Here is a 653-nt window from a genome sequence, read left to right as displayed (position 1 = left end):
AGTCATCGGTGTTCAGGAAGAAGATCACGTATCGGCAGCCATCGTCAAATCCATTTACAAACACATTGATACCCCTTTTATCGTTACAAGCTTAGCGGGAGCAGAGCTGATCAAATATGCCAACAATTTCTTTTTAGCGGCCAAAATTTCGTTTATTAACGAAATGGCCCGCATATGTGAAGCCTATCAATCAGATATCTCAGATATTTCCCGCGCTATCGGTCTAGACCCAAGGATCGGGAAGCACTTTTTGCAGGCAGGCATCGGATACGGAGGCTCTTGTTTTCCAAAGGATCTGCAGGCGCTGCAATTTGCTGCCCAGGAAAAAAACACGGAAACCTTCTTGCTCCGGGCCGTGCAGCACATTAATGACACCCAGCTCGGCTTGTATATCAAAAAAATACAGTCATTCTTCGAAACACTTCAAGGCAAGAAAGCGGCTGTACTCGGCATTTCCTTCAAACCGAATACTGATGACATCAGGAATTCTCAGGCTGTCAGACTGATGGAAAGGCTGGCGGAGCTGGGATGTGATGTTCATGCATATGATCCTGAAGCTGTACTTCCAGAACATTTGCGGCAACATATAACTCAGCATTGTCAAGGTTTTGATGAGATCGAAGAGACTGACTTTTTATTTTTGGCGACAGAAT

At 45.0% G+C, this 653-nt stretch carries 1 protein-coding gene; it reads left to right on the top strand.

What is annotated here, in order from left to right; all coding sequences use genetic code 11:
* Positions 1-653, top strand: a 653-nt coding sequence (locus tag ACWHAR_RS28210; protein WP_452088587.1) for a nucleotide sugar dehydrogenase, incomplete at both ends; no start/stop codon positions are given.

The sequence above is a fragment of the Bacillus sp. LR--39 genome (assembly GCF_053613335.1).
The sequence above is the reverse complement of the archived record's forward strand: the minus strand, read 5'-3'. Positions and strand labels throughout refer to the sequence as shown.